Raw genomic sequence first — 18,109 nt, forward strand, 5'->3', positions numbered from 1 at the left:
AGATTTATACATCCTGTTCAAATGAATATACAAAAGTAGGTTCAAAACTTTCTATATTCGAGTTTTTATCCATACCCGTTTGCCGTCGAAGGTGATGGCCATTTGGAGGATATCGGTGACACCTGCGGCATGCAGGGTGGCTGCATATTGTTTATCTTCGATTTGTTGGAGAGCGGAATCCAGCACGTCGTCTACCGACTTGTCGAACATCGGGTCATACAACTTGAGTTCCATGATGATACCCCGTTTTTGGATATTACGCGGTCGCATCAGGATATCATAACGTCCCAGACCCGACTCGCGGTTGCTGCTTATCTCATAAGCTCCCGTACTCACCAGCATTCCCAGTAAGAAAGCCTGGTAGACTTTCTCTGGATCGCGTCCGGAAGTATCATAATAGGAAAGCGTATTTACCACAAAATCGTTCAACAGCCGTTGGAAGATCGGCATATTGTTTTCGTCCAGGGCTTGCAGCATCCGTTCGAGGCGGTCGTTCTTCACCGGCCCTCCGTCTATCCAACTTTGAATAATGGTACGAAACACAGTCTTCACTTCCCGGTTAGGTACCTGTAAGGTATATTCCGTCAAGTCTTCCGGTGTCAGTATCGGATCATAGGCTTTCAGGTAACCGCTGAATAACATAAACGACCAGATATTGACCGGCTTGGCCAATAAATCCGGAAACGCCAGCTTGTCGTTAATCACACTGCGGACCGGATCGCCTTGTATCAGGGCTTCCACGCCGTCGCGTATCTGTGCGGGGCCGTCGGCCAGCAGATGGCGTAGCAAGACATCGGAACCGGTGTTTACCCAGTAGGGGGCTAGTACGCCACCTTTATTTATATAAGATAATACCGACCAGGGGTTGTAAACCGTTTCTCCACCGAACAGGTAGCCGTTATACCATTCTTTCACCTCTTCTTTATAGCTGCCGAGCGAGTAATCATCCAGTATCCGGTCTGTTTCCTCCTGCGTAAAACCAAAGGAAGTACACATCGGAGTTTCAAGAATCGTATCTACGTCTATATTATTCAGCCCACTGAATATCGACTCCTTGCTTACCCTGAGAATACCTGTGATTACGCCACGGAAGATATCCGTATTGTCTTTGAACACCGTACTCATAAAGTTGCGCATAAAGCCGATCATCCGGTCGTAGTAGCCTTTGTCGAAGGCCACGTGTATGGGAGTGTCGTATTCGTCGAGCAGGACCAGCGGGGGCATACCCCAGTAGTCGGTAAGCATGGTCGACAACATACCCAGTGAGTTTTGCATTTGTGTTTCCGTAGCCCGGCTTTCGCGGATGGCTTCAAAGACTGAGATATAAGCCTTTTCAATCTGCGGACTGTCGAGTAGGTATTTGTGTCGTATAAATTCCGACTGCAATTCAAAAGCCAGCAACTCCAATACCCCTTCAAAGGTATCTGCTTTGCAATCTTTCAGCGTGATCATTATCACCGGATATTTCCCCTGATACTTATCAAAATCTTTCCACCCTTCGATGCTTTTGTCTTTAAACAGCGGACGGAACACATTGCCTTCCGTCTTCTCGAAGAAGTAACGTAGTGTAGAAAGGTTGAGCGTCTTACCGAAGCGGCGCGGACGCGGCAACAGGGTGATCAGACTCCCGTCTTCAACTATCTGACGGATAAAGTCTGTCTTATCCACATAATAATAATCTTCGCTGATCATCCGCTTGTAGTCGCTGATGCCTATCGGTAGCTTTTTTCTATCCATGACTGTCCTGTTTTAAAAAGGTTCTACAAAGATAAAATAATTAACCGATTTCTATGATCGAGGCTCAATTATTGTCAGATTTTGAATCTATTTGTCGCAATAAAAGAACCAGGTACGCGGATGACGCGGATTGAGCGGATTTGAACGGATCGGATCATTTAATCCGTTTTGATCCGCCTAATCTGCGTTATCCGCGTACCTGGTTCTTATTGAAATAGTTCATATATCTTCCTATTATCGTATCTCTGCTTTTTCATACCTACAGGGAGAATTTCGACCATAGCCTTCACCTGTCACCGGTATTGTATAGGGGTGTTAAACAGTTGATTGTGGTGAAACGTGACGTTTCACCGACTACAAATCGTCTTCACTTTGTATTGTAAGTCTTTTTTTAATAGCTGCCGGAGTCAATATCTGTGGCTGCCGGAGTCGTTACCAGTGGCTGCCGGAGCTATTTCAAATGAGTGCCGGAGTCAATACGAACGGGTGCCTACTCCTTTTTTACGAGTGCCTACCCATTGAAGAAAAGACTTAAGTCTTTCCGAAAAAAAGATAGCTCTTTTGAAAATAAAGCTCCCTTCTTTTGATTTTAAAAGTCTTGTCTTAACATTTCAAAAGACCCTACTTTGATTTGTGATTTTTAGCCTTCACAAAGACGTGTCACTGGAAAAATCAGATATACAGATAGATACAAGCCGTGACAGGTGAAGTGTTATCTGTCAGATAGACACAGGATAGTTCAATTATTTCTATCTCCGAGCGCGAAGCCCATCTGTCAACTGTCACTTGTCAACTGAAAAAGGTTTCACCTTTTTCTAATCTTGATGCATATTAATCCGCCAACGGAAATATAGTAAAGTCTTGTATGTGGAAACGAACGACACTCATCGGGCACTTTCCCTGGAGGGCTTCCATTTTATAGGCAGGTGTGTGCCTTATCGTGTTTATCCTCCAAATCGGGGAATATGTTGCATAAATAGTGCTGTTACTCCGCCTTTATTATTTCTGCCGGATTAATGCGTGCCGTTCTCAATATTTTTGTCAAGATATTAATAGCCGTAAAGAAGGTTATAACCAGGAAGATACCGATCCAAAAGAAAGGACTGTTGTAGTTGAACCGGATAATCCAATCCTTCAATATAGTGTCTGTTACCATCCATATAATAGGGAAGACGAAGAGGGTGGCAATCAGCAGTAACCTTAGATACAACTTTGTGAACAAAGCCAGGATGTTACTCAACGAAGCCCCGTTGATTTTGCGTATGGCTACTTCCTTCTGTCTGCGTTCCGTATCCTGCGAGATGGCTGAGTAAATACCCAATAAGGTGATAATCAAGCAAACAATGGCAAAAAAGGAAAATACGTTGCGCAATGTACGCTCGGTGGTCTGAATCTGTTTGCATTCCTCTTTTAAAGTATATATTTCCGGCTGAATACTTTCCGGAAGAAATTCTTTGATAGTTTGTTCGAGATACGCCTTTCCCTCTTTCTCTTTGTCCGGTTGGATACGTACATAACAATTCCCTTGTCCTTGCAACAAGCCGATTGCCAGGGATGCGAAATATTCTGAGCCGTCGACGAAACGGAGCAGAGAGGTGGTGACTCCGTTGATTTTATATTCTTTGGGGTCGTTGTTTATTCGGACAAGCTTATTGATCGGATTGTCTTGCAGTGTGTTCATGAATGTTTCATTGACCAACAGGCTTTGTTCGTCTAATAGCAATGAACCTACAATCGGCTGAAGATGAAGGAAAGAGGAGATATTGGCTGATGCATATATAATGCCGCCCGGGGTTCCTCGGTCGTTGTCGTCCCATGTATAACTATTTATCCGGGTGTTGGCTAATTTGTTATCTACCTCCAATACGTCTTCTATCATGCTATTGGATTTCCATTTGGAGAGCAGCACATCGTAGGTTGACTCCAGATACTCGTGGTCGGTGCGGACGAAAAATATCCTTTCTTTTTCTTCGCCGCTGACTGAACTGAATAGCTGTTGCTCTCCAGCCCAGGTTTGCAAGGTGGCAGCTGCCGCCCCGGTAAGAAAGAAGAGGGCGATAAAATATTGAATGCCCAATAAGACATTCCGCACCCGGTGCCGGGAGAAGCGAATCCCTTCTATCAGCGATATTTTATTTAACCGTACACTAATGGTTGCGCAGATAAGGACAGACAGAGCAATGCAGAACAATAGATATTCACCGATTTGTCTGGCCAATACCCAGCTGTCAAATTTGATATGCACTCGAAAGAAGTTGAATTGGAATCCGGGTACGAACAATTCCGTCAGGCATAACGCCAATATAGCCGTCAATAATAAGGATAAAAGAGTTTCAGAGAAAAGTAGGAAGAACAGGCTTTTCCGCTCTTCGCCGATACCTTTTCGGATGCTGAACTCCTTGATCCGGTTGTAGAAGTTGCCGGTTGTGAAAGAGAAATAATTTAGCAAGGCCGATAAGAAGATCAGCAGGCCGATTAGGAAGATAAAGCCGAAGAAGATTTTATTCCCTGTATTTTTATATTTCGTTTGTCCGAGCGGATAGGCTCTGGCCGGGTTGGGTTCTTTGTCGAAAAGTAAAACCTCCATGCCAGTGTTGAGTAATTGTTTGTCCAAATCATTCGGTTTGAAGCCGGGGGAGGTGAGGGCATAGGTGAGGCATCCGGTTCTGCCTTCAAGCCGCTGCTCCAGGAATCCGTCGAGGACGGAGAGTTTCAATACCTCTATAGGTTCAAAAGGGCTGATGCTGCTGTTGGTAGGGAAGTCGTTGAATATGCCACCAATAGTATATGCTTTCTGATCTTGGCTGATGACTTTCTTGCCTATCGGATTCTTATCGCCATAGATTCTTTTGGCTGCTGTTTGGCTGAGCAAAAGCATGTTCGGTTGTGTGCTGACGACGGAAGGATTGCCGGCAACCAATTGTCTTTCGAAGACGGCAAGGAAATTCGTGTCGGCTTCCATGGCGTATAGTTTGTAAGGGAGAACTTTTGTTTCCGATACTTCGAAAGAGAGGTTTTCTGGTCGGTTATAGCTGGCTCTGGTAATACGTTCGATACCGGAGAACTGTTTGTTGCGGATGTCTATTGCTAAAGAAGCGGGGGTTCCGGAAATAAGATATTCGTTTTCACTTACCAATACGATTTCCGCAATCCGTTCTTTGTTGGCGAATCCATCATCCTCGTTCATCCAATAACGTATCAGATAGGTGCATAATGCAAAGCAAAGCAGACCAACGGCAAGGCCGATGATGGATATAAGTGTTTGTCCTTTGTGTTTAAGTAAGTTGCGTAAGGCAACGATGATGTAATGTCGTAACATATAATGTGCTGTTTTTTATTCGCTTTTTACCGCTTCTGCCGGATTCGCCTGTGCTGCTTGTTTCACCTGGCGGAAGATAGATAACAATACAATTATACAAGTAATGAATAATACGGCTATGAAAGGTACTGCCGTCAGATTGATGTGATTGGCATAGGTTTCCAGCCAGCGTTTCATCAGGATATATCCCAGTGGCAGGGCAAACAGGTTGCTGATAATGACCAATACCAGATATTCCCGGAAAAACAGTTGCAGGATATGGGAGAAAGTGGCTCCGTTTACTTTACGGATGGCGATCTCCTTTTTGCGCTGCTGGGCTGACAGGCTGACCAGCGAGTAAATACCGAAAGTGGAAATCAGGATACAGACGATAGCGATGATACTGAATACACTGAAGATCACTTTTTCGGGACGGTTGAACTTATCTACCAGATCGGATAGCTCTGTATACATATTCAGGCTGGTCATTCCGCTGGTATTTAGTTTTTGAGTTACTTTTGATATATGTTCCAATACTTCTTTCTTATGTTCAGGGATGTAGCGGACATAGAAATGTTGGACTGGTAAGTAGTTTGCAAAATCTTTATCCGTATGCAGGCGAAAGAATACTTTGCTGACCGGATATTGCATAGGAGCATAGATATAATCTCCTATGACTCCACATACTTTTAAATTGCTGGCTCCTTCTTTTCTGTATATCGGTCGTTCCAATAAATCTTTATACTTTAGCTCTTTAAATCCTGTTTCGTTAACGATGTAATCATTCGGATTGTTGTCTCCAATCCAATTACCCTGCTTTAATGTCAGTTTGAAGAAAGAAAAGAACTCTTTGCTGACGATCATCACACGATCTTTCCTTTTGGGATCCGGATCGGCAGGATCGAATACAAAGTGGTCAACGTAAGTACCGTACCAGTCTCCCTGTTCGGTAAACAGATTGGCATTTGTAGCTGTATAGCAAACATCGGTTATATACGGATGATTTTGCAGTTCAGGCATTAGCACCTTGATATCCTGGCTGTAAGCGTTCTCTGTTCCCATATCGACCTGGATCACATTTTCATAATTCAATCCCTTGTCTTTGGTTAATATGAGATGTAACTGTTGGAAAAGGACCAACGAAGTAATGAAAAATAAGGAACCGATAAATACCTGACCGATAATTAATCCCCGTTTAAAGAATATAGGATTTGTTTTCCGGTTACACACCACATTCTGTATAGGAAGAAATGTAAGTAACCAGAATACGAGTGTGCTGACTATAAGTGATATAAATGCATTGAAGAATAAAGCAGACTTGTCGATGTGTCTCGATACTCCTTCGTATATGCCGTAATGGTTCCATGCGGTATAATTTTCATAATAAGGAAATATCACTTCTATCAGACAGAAGGCAAAAAGGTAAGCTATTGCCATCGGAAAGAATAGCTCTGTCCAGCCTTTCTGTAACATATCTTTAGGTGATGCGCCGATGCACCGATAAGTTTGGTTCTTTGTCTGTTTACGTTGTTGCTGGCCGATAAAGAGGACCAGCAAATTCATTAATGCACTGAGGAAAGCCATGAAACCTGCCAATGCCAAAATATGAATATTGCGTATCCGGCTTTCCAGTTCCGGGTGACAATATAAATGGACTTCCGGTAATGTCCGTAAGTTGATCTTCCATTGGTCGATATGTTCTGTACCCCACGGGTCTTCCGCACGACTTTTATAAGAGGCAAGCTTTTTTTTGACTTTATTGATATTTGTGCTTTTGGATAGCTTTACATATGTTGTATTCCGATTCACATGGGGTAAGGGTTGTACTTTGTCAATCTGCAGAAACTGAAATATCAGATCTGAATTATCCGGATAGTTTTTAATGACTCCAGCTACGACCGGACGGGTTTGCTCACTCAGTTCGAACACTTTACCGACGCAATCGGTTGTTCCGAAAAATCTCTGTGCAGTGCTCTCGGTGAGGATAACGGATGTACCGTCCGGATAAGTCCCTTTATAGGTCCCGATAATGAAATCGGCTCTGAAGAAGTCGAAGAAGGTATGATCGCAGGCCAGACCATATACCATCTGACTACTGTTATTTTTCTTTACGCTATAAAAGAGATCGCTGAAAGTACATACTTTTTCGATCTCCGGCACTAGCTTCTTTATCTCAGCCAGGTCGTTGACATGTAACTGGTCCAGGTCGGCATCGGCTCCCGTTGCTGTTTTTACGATACCGGACGTGGTCAGGCAATAAAGCCGGTCGCCGTTCGGATGGAAATTATCGAAATGCGTCTCCCACCATAACCAATAGCCACCCAGCACAAAGGCCGTGAAACCTATTGCCAGCCCGATGATGCTGACGATCGACTGGGTTTTATATTTGACTAATTCCCGAAAAGTAACTTTGAAGTAGTGTCGTGTTTTGTTTTGCATGATTTTATTCGCTTTTAATGACTTCCGCCGGATTCGTTTCAGACGCTTTGAGTGTCTGATAGAGTACGGTGGATATGATCAGGATAATTGTAAACAACAAGATAGTGATATACATCCATGCCTGGATATTAATCCGGTAAGGATATTGTTCCAGCCAACCGTGCATGAACAGCCATGCCAGAGGAAGAGCTATCAGATTGGCAATGATGGCTATCGACAGGTATTCCCGTATGAACATACGGATGATTGTTCGGGAGGTAGCTCCCATCACTTTCCGGACTGCGACTTCCTTGCGCCGTTGGGCGATATTGGATGACGATATGGAATAAAGTCCGAAGATGGAGATGAGCGTACAAAGTATAGCCAGCAAAGAGAACAACTGCAAGCTGGCATCTTCCGAACGGCTTAAATCTTTTAATACATCTTTTACTGTTGTAATCTCCGGTTGCTTATCGTAAGAAAAAGCATGCTTTTTGTATGCGCTCCTGATCGCTTTGATGGCATTTTTCTCATCTCCGGGATTTACTTTGACATAATAACAATAACTTCTCCATGGGGCAGGGTGTAAAATAATGATAACGGGGAGAATCGGTTTTCGCAGACTGGCTGACTGAAAATCTTTTACTACGCCGACAATTTCCACATCCTGCTGTTGGTTGTTCCAGAAGCTGAGCTTTTTACCGATCGGATCGGTATATCCCATAATACGTGCTGCCTCTTCGTTTATTAATGCTTTGGAACTCATCAAACGTCTGCTGCCTTTTACCAGGTCTGTATCTTCGAGTAACCTGCCTTTCAATAATGGTATCCGGAAAGCGTGCAGGAAATTCTTACTGACTTCCAGTATCTGGAAGTCCGCTTTGGCATTCGGGCTTTTCCCTTCCCATTCTACATCATTCTGGGTGAAAGGCTCGTGCACGATAGAGAAGAATTTAGCCAGTACCAGTTCTTTCACAATGGGTAATGAGGCGATTTCACGAGCAGTGCCTTCTCTGTCGTCATTTAACATCGTGATCTGTATCAGACCTTCTTTCTCAAACCCTAAATCCTTATTTCCCATCAGTGTGGTCTGCCGGATCAGGATAAAAGCACTCATCAGGAAAAATACACAAATGCCCAACTGGATAGTCATGGCTATTTTGCGGAACCAACCTTTTTGATGAGGGGCGACACCTCCGGATACCAATAACTGGGAGGTGCGGATGAAACGAAATGACAGCGGTAATGAGATGCAAAGGGTGCTCAGCCAGCTGAGTAATGCGATCTTTATCATATCGGCATACAGCTCCTTACCCTCTATCGACGTGTCAAAAACGAGCCTGAATAATGGTGATGTTATCTCCATCAGACTCCATGCCAGTAAGATGGCGATGAATATCAATAATGAATATTCGAGCAATAACTGACAGAGCATATCTTGTTTGCCGGCTCCGATTGCACTGCGCAACTTCATTTCCCGCATTCGAATGTAAGTCCGGTTGATTTGCAAGTTGATAAAATTGAAGAATACGCATAATAACAACAATAGTCCTGTTATGGCAAACGTACGAATATAAGTCAGGTTGAAGGATAGTTCACTGCCGAATGTATGCCGGATGTCTGTGACAGGGAGCAGTTTCAGCGAGATTGTTTCATTATATTTATGGACAGTCGTATAATCGGTGATCTTCTTTTCGAATTTGTCGATATGAGTGTTTTTATCCAGCAACAGATATACTTTCACATTCATATAACTCCATTGCTCTTCTTCGGACCGGCTTCTTTCTCCTTCCCGGTCAAAATAGTCCAGTTCGAATATATCCCCTTTCAACAGGGAGTTCTTCGGCGTGTCTTCCAATACGGAAACGATCCTGAGACTTTTCCTGTAGCCGTTGCTCAATATTTTATCCAATGCGTTTTCCGGTGATCCGAAAAGTTTGACAGCCAGGGAGCGGTTTACTGCTATTTCATTAAGGGATTGCAGTATTTTGTCTTGTCTTCCGCAAATCACTTTCCGTGGGAAGAACGAGAAAAAATATTCATCGATAAATACTTCTTCAGGTTCGGATAAGCGTTCTCCGTTATAGTAGAAGTCGGATCCGAACAGTCCGTATATCTGTGTGGTCTCTTTTATCTCCGGAAAATCCTGTTTTAACCGGCGTGCCAATATCAGCGGGAGATGTTCAGACTTTTTACCGGTCTGCTTATCCACTCCGTAAACCATGTATATTTGTTTCGATTGCGGATAAAATCCGTCGTAGGAAGTCTCATACTTCAGCCAGTTGATCCCATACGCAAAACAGACCAAACCGATTGCCAGCCCGACAATACTGACAATAGACTGCAATTTGTACTTGATGAAATTTCGTAGGGCTATGACAATGTAGTGTTTCAACATGGCTATGAGCATTAATAACAAGTTTATTCCGTTTTATAGTTTACCTTTTAGATTGTATTTAATAACATTCCTGCCTCCTTCTTCATCGGGAGACAAAGCCAGCAAGTAGTCTCCCGCTTTCTCTGTTGCAATCTTTCTCAGGTTGCGGTCAGCCTGCAATACGGCTTTCTGCTTTCCTTGCCAGTCGAATACGTAGATGATAGAGTTGCCGGTGAAGTCTGTTGTGCCGTCAAACAGGCAGAAGACGTATTTGTCCGAACAGCAGATGTCGATGAAGCATTTCTTACTGTTTTCGGCATCCAGATAGGTGTTTGTTATATCGGCAACTGGTATGGTATAATAGTCGGCGAAGGAGATTGAAGATGTCATATCGCAATTCAAATCATAGAAATTGATGCAATCGATGAAGCGTAGGGCGGCGACAATCACCCCTTTTTCTTCATTGACAACCAGATCACTATTATATGCCTGCTTCAACACTCCTTCCGGAATAGGAACAGTGATTGGAGGATAGCCGGGCACGGCATATTCTCCGGTGATCTTGTTGGATGAGAAGAAAACCTGCGGTTTGCCAGGAATGAATGATACGGCGTACAATTCTTTGGACGTGATGCAACAGTTGGTGTTGGCATTCCAGGAGACAAAATCTGCCATAGGAATGGAATCTATGGAGATCATAGGAGTGGTCTGGTTTTGATCCAGGTCTATGCGCTTCAACAGATACGACTCATTATCCCAGATAGAAATCCTGTTTTTATGATTGACATAATCATATTTGGTAAAGGAGGGATAGGCCGTAGAGAATGTATTTCTCTCTCTGGGCCCGATCTGATGTAGTGAGAAATCACTTTTCTTTCTCACTTGCAGGATTGTATCGCTGTAATAGTCGAGAAAGGCATAGTAATCGTCGGTGATTGCTATGTCATAATAATTATATGTGCTGTTGCCTGCGAAGACAACGTCGCCGGATAATTTGGCTGTAATCTTCGTACTGGCTTTATAAGTATGTATGCCATCTTTGTTTTTCTGCTTATTGCAGGAAGCAAAGAATAAAAGACCTGCGAGTAAATATAAGAACTGTTTCATATCTACATTGTTTTATTGTTATTCGGAGCGTATGATGTCTATTGGGTTTGTGCGGGCAGCCTTTTGTATTTGCCAGACCAGCGTAAGGAATGAAATACCGCCGGTCAGAAGTATAGCCGCCGCAAATATCCACCAGGCTATACTTACTTTATAGACAAAGTCGACCATGTATAGTGTGATGGCTAGCCACGACAGAGGTAAACCGATTAGGCAGGCTATGCCATATAACCGGCCGTATTTAACCAGCAGTATCCGCCATATAGCTCCGGCCGTTGCTCCGTTTATCTTTCGGATGGATATTTCGTGGAATCGTTGCTGAATATCAAACAATGATAAACTGAACAACCCCATAGACGAGATCAATATCGCTATAACTGCAAAGAAAGAGGCAATACCAACTAACTGCTTGTCTTCTTTATAAATAGCCTGTACTTCATCTTTCAAGAATGTATAGGAAAGTCCGTTTCCACACGCCTCGCTGTATATCTTCTGAAGAAAATCAATTGCTTCCTGTTTCTTTTCCGGAACGAGACTAACCAGCATGCCTTGTGAGAACCCTTTATTGTATAGAAAGTAAATTATCGGTTCGTATCCTTTAGACAGATGTTGCGTACAGATGTCCTTGATAACACCAATCACTTTATATCTGGGAGCCGGCTGTTCTTTTGTCTGTGGACTGTAAACCAGCAAATGATCCAGAATGACTGGCGTAGTGTTGATGTCGGTGATACCCAGTTGTTTTTTCGCTGATTCATTGATGACAATGGACAGATCCATATCGTCGTCGGAGTTGTTCCATAGTCGTCCCTCAATGGCTTCTATCCCCAGGATGCGGAAGAAGTTTTCGTTGCTGACCTTGGTTCCTATATTTTGCCAATCCTTTCCAGCGATATGTGCCCAAATAGTCTGACCCACACGACTGATTGGACCGGGTGAATAGCTGTGAAGCTTGATGAGCGACGGGTTATTGTCCATCTCTCTGTCCAACTGATGGGCGATCTGATTGTATTTGTTCCACATAGACATATCGCTGCCGATTGGATTTCCTGGGGATGAAATCTTTATGATATTATTCGTTTTGTATCCAGGATCTGTGTTCAGCATGAAATTCAGTTGCCGGATAGCATAGATGGATACAACGGTCAGTGCCAGCGTTATAATATATTGCAGGCAAAGGAATATCTTTCTGGATACCGTAGACTCTCCGCATCTTCCAATCATCTTCAGAGAGGTGATGGGCGAAGCATAATTATATTGGAAGAAAGGATATATAGCCGTAATGAGTGGCAATACGAACAGGATACCCACAGAAAGACCTGTATCAAATAATACATGCGAAGGGATATGAATGGTAAGATACGTATTAGCCATCATTGTACCAATCTCGATAAGTACCCATGCCAGAAACAAGGCGATGCAAGTCATGCACATATTCTCCGCATATAGCTGAACGGCTACCTGCCGACTGTTTGCACCGAATGCTTTTTTCATTCCAAACTCACGTGCTCGCTTGTGGATTAATACTGTATAAACATTGATGAAGTTGAATAATCCTATCAGCATGATTAATACGTCGATTGTGGTCAGGATAAGTATATGTGTATAGTTTCCTGTCAGCCGGTGGTTATGGTTTGTAACAATCTGCCGGTCGAAGTAGAGCTCTTGCAACGAATAGAGATTGATACGCACGCGGTTGTGGTAGTTGCCTATTTTATGGAAAAGTCCGTATTTCTTATTGACGGATGCTACTGAGTTGCCTTTATGCAATCTGAGTAGTGACTGGGAGGCTATATGTTTTCTGTAGTCGGCTGATTCGTTTGAAATCAATAGGTCGAAAGGCATGGAGAAGCGGGTATCCGGCTGCCCTAGGATGGCTGAAACAGTTACAATCTCGCCCATTGAGGTGGTGATTTGCCGGCCCAGCGGGTCTTCTTCTCCGAATAATAACTGCGCCAGGTTTTCAGAGATTGCCGCGTCTTTCGGATTGCTTAATAGCTTCTTTCCGGTACTTTTTATTATTGGGACCGGCACTATCTTCAGATAATTGGTGTCTGTGGCCAGAGAAGATACATTATATAGCTTGTTGCCGACCGTGATTTGGTCTGTCGAGAGTTGAAACAAGGTAGATGCTATTTCCACGGCCGGATCGTCCAGCGGATTAGGCTCATAGCCATATTCCGGCAGCAGGCCGAAAAGTCTTTTCTGGTGAGAGACTTCATCTTCCATGACGGTATAGCAGACTCTGTCTACGTCCGGTATAAAATGGTCGGTTGTCATTTCTCCGTAAATATAGCGGGATATCAGGATACAACAGGCCAGGCTGAATGCCAGGCCCAGTATATTGATTGCCGTATAAAGACGGAATCGAAGGAGAGTTCGTATGGCTAATAAGATGATCTTCATATTTCCGCTTATTCAGATTTAACCACTTCCGCCGGATTCTGATTAGCCGCATTCCATATGCGCCAGCCGGTACATGTGATAATGAGTAAAGCCAGTGACAGCCATATTGCCGGATAAATCCAGAAATCGATATTTGTTTGAAGGACATAGCTTTCTATCCAGGGTTTCATGATGAGGTAACCGATGGGGAATGCAATGGCAGAGGCTATCAGTAACAAGAACATATATTTCAGTAGGAATGCTTTCATGATATGACTGGTCTCTGCACCGTTCACTTTGCGTATGGCTATTTCCTTCCTGCGTTTTTCACAGTCGAGGGTGACGAGTGAGAAAACACCGAACAGAGAGATCAACACACAAACCAGGGTGACGAAATCCAACATCATCAGCAATGCGTTTTCCGATTTAAGGAATTTCTCATATTCTTCTTCCATATTGCAGATCTGGCAACTTCTGACGTTCGGATTTAATTTTTTGACCAATGTCTCCAACCTCTCTTTACAATTGTTCCAGCTTCCTTCTTGATATTTGAACAGGATTGAACCGTTGGAACTAAAATCTGTTTCTTTTTTAAATATCATAACGATAGGACTACATGGTACCGTCGGAGGTGCAATATAGAAATCTTTAATAACACCGGCTATCACCCAGTTGCTTTCTCCCTTTTTTATTGTCTTTCCGATGGGATGGTCTATGTTTAAAGATTTTATTCCGGCCTGATTGATTAATATATGTACATCGTCGCCGTCGGCAGGGATCGCACCTTCGAGAAGTTGTAATCCATAAAAATTGAAATACGCCTGGTTGCAGTCAAACATCTCGAAATTGACGGAGGCTGTAGAATCCTGGCGTCCTTCCCATTCCCCAACTGTCCGGTAGGAACGGCCGTAACGGGGAAAGATCGGTGATATATTATCAGGGAATATTTCAGTGATAAACGGGATTTTTGTTATCTCTTCTTTAAGTCCGTCTATTACAGGATATACGGAGATAAAAGCCCGGTTCGTCCGTTCCAATCCGAAATCGGCCTTGTTCAGATAATGAATCTGTTTCATCAGTATGACAGCACAGAATATAAAACAGATACTGATTATGAACTGTGTAATCATACTGATCTTCTGGAATATGTTTTTATTTCTTCCTCCGGTTGAACCTTTTAACATGGCATTCAATGTCTTTTTCCTGAAATAGTAAATCGGATATAATGATAACAAGAATGAAAAGACGGCTACGACTGCTGCATATTCGATAGCTTTCAGATATATATCCGGGTTATCCAGCTTAATATCGGATAGTTCCCGGAATGTCGGTAAAGTCAATTCGATCAAGATGAGGCCTATAAATAGAGCCAACAATAGCGTGATCGAATATTCGACTCCAAACAAGACCATCTGATTTCTGTCCGAAGAACCGCAGACTTTCCGTAAGGCTATTTCACGGCTACGCATCCGGATCCGTGTAATGAATAAAGTCAGGTAATTGAATAATGCACATAAGATAACCAATCCTCCGGCAGAAGCGAAGAGGAAAATATGTTCATATTTGACTGTTTCCTGCCGGCTGGGGCGGTCATAACGCATAGAAGTGATAGGAGTCAATACGATTTTATCGATGGAAAATGTCTGGTCCGGTTTGGTTTTATATTCCAGAAGTTTTTTTCTAAATGCTTTTATATCCGTTCCTTTCCGTAGTTTGATATATGTCTGCCAGGAAGAGACATTCCATTCCTTATCCGCCCCATTCGATTCGAGTAGTTCGAATGGTAAATTGCTATGCGTATCCCAAGCTTTAACGACTGCACATATTGATTTCTCTCCATAGATATCGAGTGTTTTGCCGATAGGATCCTCTTTTCCGAACAGTCGACTGGCGAGTTGTTCGGTAATAGCTACCTGGTTGTTATCCCGGATCATGAAATCCTTGCTGCCACTTACTATCTGTATATTGAACATCTGAACGGTTGCAGAATCGACTCCTATCTTAAAAGACTTGTATTCTTTCCCTTTATATTTGAAGGAGGTGTACCATGCCTGCATATTGCAAGCATCCTCTACCTCTGGAAATGTCGCTTTCAGGAAACCAGCCAGCGGATAAGGACTTATTTCCGACAAACCGCTGCTGTACATATATGATTCCGGTCGTACGAAATAGATTCTATCGGCACCGTCATGAAAGGTATCGTAAGTCTGCTCGTAACGTATCCATAAGGTAGACAGGGCAAAACAGGTAAAACCGATAGCCAGTCCGATGATGCTGATAACGGATTGCGATTTGTATTTTATCAGGTTGCGTATCGCCAGTTTGATATAATGTCGTAGCATATTCATAATATTTCTGTTTATTCGGATTTAATAACTTCTGCCGGGTTGATCCGGGCTATTCTCCAAAGCTGCCATATTATCGTGAAGGCAACGATTGCTGCCATAAGCAGGAATATCAGGATAAAAGGTAGAATACCGATGGAGATTCTCTCAGCATAACTTTCCAACCACGATTTTAGTAACAATATCAATATGGGAAAAGCAATGCATGCAGAAACAAACAATTGCAACAGGTTGCTTTTGCAAAACATATGAACAATTGTAGCAGGTGTCGCTCCATTGATCTTACGGATGGCTACTTCCTTTTTCCTTCTGTCGGTAGATAAAGTAACCGATGCGTATATTCCCAGTAGGCTGATGATAATAGATATTATGGAAAATATGGTTGTCAGTTTGAATATATTCTGTTCTCTACTCACATAAAAACCGGAATCATCTTTCATGGAGAAAATATAAGTTGGAGTGGCCTGATTGACATATTTGGATAGTTCGGCTTTCATGATCTCCGGAAATTCCTTCCTATATTCAGGCTTGATTTTTATTAAGCAGCTCATGTTAATACTGTTTTCAGGGAATGGCATATAAATGCAGGGAAGAACCGGGCGGGTATTCATTTCATACCGATTATTCATAAAATCTGAAACGATTCCGACCACCTGGAAATTACTCATTTCCGTACCCCAATATCTCACATTTATTTGCATGCCGATAGGATTTCGATTGAATAACCGTGCAAAAGATTCGTTGATAACTGCTTTGTCTGTTTCTTCTGAGTTGTATAAACGCCCGTCACGTAATTTTTGGTTGACAAGTTCAAAGAAAGATGGATCGGTATAGATATGGCCCATGGTGCTTTTCGCTACCTCATCACTGATCCCTTCCCACGAAAAACTTCCTTCTCTCAACTGCCAGGCTCCGGAAAATCCCATTCCGTTACGACAAACGATTTCGACTTTTGGGTCTTGCTGTAATTTTTGTAGTATTTCCGGACGGTGGGGAGTAAGCTTATCTCCGTTGAGGGATACGTCGAATGTTGAGGTTTTGTCGGTTTCACTCAGTCCGTTCGTTAGTCGGTATTCAATCAGATCGCTTTGTTGTTTGATAAACCAGGTCGTTCCCAGGAACAGGAAGCAGATAACGAGTTGTATGGATATGAATATATTCCGTAAAACACTATGGCGGCGTATGATCTGATTACTGAACAGACTTTGTATAAGGGATATCTTACCCAGATTATGAATAACGATCAGACACAGAAGCGCAATACCACCCAAACCGATAATGCTGTATTGGGTAAGAAGTTGTACTACGTAACTATTGTCTATTGAAAAATCAGGATTAAGACTGTTAATATGTGGAATGACCAGTTCTGCAATAGCGAAGCTACAAGTACAGGCTATTAGAAAGGCGATGGAAGCTTCAATGAAAAGCAGATAGAATATAGAACACTTTGTCGCTCCGTTCACTTGACGGATGCCGCATTCCTTGATCCTGTTCATCATCCGTCCGATGATGAACAGTACATAATTAAAGAGAGCTGTCAGTAGTACCAGCAGTCCGATAATAAAGAAAATAGTTCCTGAGTCAGAAAAGAAATTTCTTTTGTAGAGCGTATTACGCTTCGTCAGTGGTTTTAACTGAACAATAGATTCTGCAATTTCATTTTTATTTTTAGGATATTTCAACGTGCTTTTTTTAAGCTTTTCGTTTAGCTTGTCGATATTTATACCCGGTTTGATTTTTACGAATGAATTGAACCCGTCGTAATAGATATATCTATCGGGAGAACAGATTGCTTCATTTGTTGTATTCAGTTCGATACCGCTGTATCTTTCCAGATCACTTTGCTTTGGAAAGTTTTCGATCACTCCCCGGATGGTAAATACTTTTTGGGTATCGTCAAAATCATTAATATCGGTGAAGGTTTTACCAATGACATCCGTTGTTCCGAATAATCTATTGGCGGTCTTCTCTGTAACTAGGATAGCATCGGGCGTCTGATCTATTTCATTGGGGGTTCCATTGATTAGCCGTATATTGAAAAAGTCAAGAAAATGATGGTCGGCAAAGACAAACAACTCTTTGAAATAATTGGCTGTACCATCCGTCTTTCTGATTTCGCATAACTTCTCCGTGTAGGGTTGTACTTGGCTGTAAGCGGTAGCCGATTCTATTTCAGGATACTCCTTTGCGAGCATAGCGGAGGCAAAAGGTGAATAACTTGTCTGGGTACTTTTCTCTGTTTCTGTAAAAACGATGCATATTCTTTCTACCTCTTTGATGCTGTGATTCCAGTTTAAGTCAACTCTTAACGTATAGGAACAGATGGCGAAACAGCAGACACCAACCGCTAACCCGATGATACTGATTAGTGATTGCGTCTTATATTTCAGTAGGTTACGTATGGCCAGCTTGATATGGTGTTGTATCATATTCATATATATTGTA

8 protein-coding genes are annotated in these 18,109 nt (G+C 42.7%); all 8 read right to left on the bottom strand.

The genetic code is table 11. The features are described from left to right. Nucleotides 1-51 precede the first annotated feature (51 nt). The 8 genes from P3L47_RS08865 to P3L47_RS08900 all read right to left on the bottom strand — a co-directional run bounded on the left by P3L47_RS08865 (nt 52) and on the right by P3L47_RS08900 (nt 18,099). Nucleotides 52-1,737 carry an AAA family ATPase gene (locus tag P3L47_RS08865; protein WP_122363218.1) on the bottom strand — a complete coding sequence of 562 codons (1,686 nt, stop codon included), beginning with the start codon at nt 1,735-1,737 and terminating at the stop codon, nt 52-54. A gap of 985 nt (nt 1,738-2,722) precedes the next feature. After that, nucleotides 2,723-5,056, bottom strand: coding sequence for an ABC transporter permease (locus P3L47_RS08870; RefSeq protein ID WP_277783374.1), 2,334 nt, complete (start codon nt 5,054-5,056; stop codon nt 2,723-2,725). A 15-nt stretch (nt 5,057-5,071) separates the two neighbouring features. Next, complete coding sequence (locus P3L47_RS08875) at nt 5,072-7,474, bottom strand: FtsX-like permease family protein (protein WP_277783375.1); 2,403 nt, start codon at nt 7,472-7,474, stop codon at nt 5,072-5,074. A 4-nt stretch (nt 7,475-7,478) separates the two neighbouring features. Further along, nucleotides 7,479-9,851, bottom strand: a complete 2,373-nt coding sequence (locus P3L47_RS08880) for an ABC transporter permease (protein WP_277783376.1) — start codon at nt 9,849-9,851, stop codon at nt 7,479-7,481. A 33-nt stretch (nt 9,852-9,884) separates the two neighbouring features. Then, on the bottom strand, nt 9,885-10,937 hold the full coding sequence (locus tag P3L47_RS08885) for a BF3164 family lipoprotein (RefSeq protein ID WP_277783377.1): 1,053 nt from the start codon (nt 10,935-10,937) through the stop codon (nt 9,885-9,887). A gap of 18 nt (nt 10,938-10,955) precedes the next feature. After that, complete coding sequence (locus P3L47_RS08890) at nt 10,956-13,340, bottom strand: ABC transporter permease (protein WP_277783378.1); 2,385 nt, start codon at nt 13,338-13,340, stop codon at nt 10,956-10,958. A gap of 8 nt (nt 13,341-13,348) precedes the next feature. Beyond that, nucleotides 13,349-15,667, bottom strand: coding sequence for an ABC transporter permease (locus tag P3L47_RS08895; protein ID WP_199715775.1), 2,319 nt, complete (start codon nt 15,665-15,667; stop codon nt 13,349-13,351). Nucleotides 15,668-15,678: 11 nt separating this feature from the next. Continuing rightward, nucleotides 15,679-18,099 carry an ABC transporter permease gene (locus tag P3L47_RS08900; protein WP_277783379.1) on the bottom strand — a complete coding sequence of 807 codons (2,421 nt, stop codon included), beginning with the start codon at nt 18,097-18,099 and terminating at the stop codon, nt 15,679-15,681. Between the last annotated feature and the right edge of the window lie 10 nt (nt 18,100-18,109).

Origin of the sequence: Parabacteroides chongii, from assembly GCF_029581355.1 — a bacterium.
GTDB lineage: Bacteria > Bacteroidota > Bacteroidia > Bacteroidales > Tannerellaceae > Parabacteroides > Parabacteroides chongii.

What these genes read in the sequence shown, in the direction of transcription:
- P3L47_RS08865 (WP_122363218.1), bottom strand. Translation starts at nt 1,737, where the DNA reads ATGGATAGAAAAAAGCTACCGATAGGCATCAGCGACTACAAGCGGATG.
- P3L47_RS08870 (WP_277783374.1), bottom strand. Translation starts at nt 5,056, where the DNA reads ATGTTACGACATTACATCATCGTTGCCTTACGCAACTTACTTAAACAC.
- P3L47_RS08875 (WP_277783375.1), bottom strand. Translation starts at nt 7,474, where the DNA reads ATGCAAAACAAAACACGACACTACTTCAAAGTTACTTTTCGGGAATTA.
- P3L47_RS08880 (WP_277783376.1), bottom strand. Translation starts at nt 9,851, where the DNA reads ATGTTGAAACACTACATTGTCATAGCCCTACGAAATTTCATCAAGTAC.
- P3L47_RS08885 (WP_277783377.1), bottom strand. Translation starts at nt 10,937, where the DNA reads ATGAAACAGTTCTTATATTTACTCGCAGGTCTTTTATTCTTTGCTTCC.
- P3L47_RS08890 (WP_277783378.1), bottom strand. Translation starts at nt 13,340, where the DNA reads ATGAAGATCATCTTATTAGCCATACGAACTCTCCTTCGATTCCGTCTT.
- P3L47_RS08895 (WP_199715775.1), bottom strand. Translation starts at nt 15,667, where the DNA reads ATGAATATGCTACGACATTATATCAAACTGGCGATACGCAACCTGATA.
- P3L47_RS08900 (WP_277783379.1), bottom strand. Translation starts at nt 18,099, where the DNA reads ATGAATATGATACAACACCATATCAAGCTGGCCATACGTAACCTACTG.